The 1524-nt window shown below is 43.0% G+C and carries 1 protein-coding gene; it reads left to right on the top strand.

Annotated elements, in window-relative coordinates:
- Nucleotides 1–1164 (top strand): IS110 family RNA-guided transposase (locus GHD00_RS20810; RefSeq protein WP_240468776.1); only part of this gene is annotated, 1164 nt, incomplete at its 5' end.
- Nucleotides 1165–1524: the final 360 nt, after the last annotated feature.

A 1524-nucleotide genomic window follows, 5' to 3' on the forward strand; every position in this document is an offset into this window, starting at 1 on the left:
AGAAACAAAATCCCAAATCAGAGCTATAATACGAAAGGAGCTAGTCACATGAATTATAACACAAAATACGTAGGATTAGACGTATCAAAGGAAAAAATTGCAGTGGCCGTTGCGGATGAAGGGCGTTCCAAACCAAGGTATATAGGGATGATAAATTATACGGTAGAAGCTATTAGAAAATTAATAAAAAGGCTAGGAGAACCTGAACAACTACAAATGTGTTATGAGGCAGGTCCGACTGGTTATGGGCTCTATCGTCTGTTGAAAAGCATGGATATCAAGTGTGAGGTGATCGCACCATCCTTAATACCACAGAAACCAGGTAGTCGTGTCAAAACAGATAAACGTGATGCGATCAACCTCGCAACACTATATCGTGCGGGAGAATTAACACCGATCTATGTCCCGACAGAAGATGATGAAGCCTTACGTGATTTAGTTCGAGCACGTGAGGATGTGAAAGAAGATGAATTAAGGGCGAAGCATCGTCTCACTAAATTTCTTCTAAGGAATGAAATCAGACAGCCTAAAGGTACCAAAAAATGGACCGTGAAGTATTGGGAATGGCTGCGCCAATTGAGGCTCCCACGATCATCATCCAGGGTGGTTTTTCAGGAATATGTACAACAACTAATAGAATATCAACAACGATTAACGATATTAGAACAAGAGATAAAAGCACAAGCTGAAAGTGGCGTTCACGCACCGTTGATTCAAAAGCTCATGACATTAAGAGGCATAGCCATCATAACAGCTACTAGCTTGGCTGCAGAGGTTGGTTCCTTTCAGCGATTCTCTCAACCAAGTGGTTTTATGTCGTACACTGGTCTCGTACCAAGTGAGAGTTCCAGCGGTGATGCGCGAAGATTAGGAGCTATCACTAAAACGGGAAACCGACATATTCGGAAGTTGTTAATAGAGGCTGCATGGAGTTATCGGCATAAGCCTGCCGTTGGTCGAGATTTGAAGAGAAGGCAAAAAGGACAACCGACCAATATTTTAAGCATTTCATGGAAAGCTCAACATCGATTACACAAAAAATATTACCGATTGATGGGACGCGGGAAAGAAAGTGGAAAAGCCATTACGGCTGTCGCAAGAGAATTAGCAGGTTTCATCTGGGCTATAGCAAATGAGCCGGATGGTGAAATGGAGTTGGCATAGGACACATCAAAAGGCACAGGGTAATCGAGAACAAAGATGATAAAAAAGGAAAGAAACATAGGGCGTGAAGGCAAAGATAAAAACCGTAAAGGATAACGCACGACGGAGACTTGTGCTAGCCATGCATTGGTGAACGCACGCCAGGAGTTCGTGACAGGTCCTTAGACGGAAAGATAAAATGTGAGAACCCACGGATATCAGTATGCTCATCGGAGTCGAGATTTTTGCCTTCATGCCGTGTGTTTGTCTCCTGGAAAGCTTACATGAGAGGAGGAACATTCCTTCTAATTAGCTTTGTGTGAGTATCTCCTATAGCTAATGGAACGTCAAGGAGAACGCTTGACCCTCCATTAGCTATAG

It is taken from the genome of Gracilibacillus sp. YIM 98692 (assembly GCF_010993965.1).
Lineage (GTDB): Bacteria > Bacillota > Bacilli > Bacillales > Amphibacillaceae > Gracilibacillus.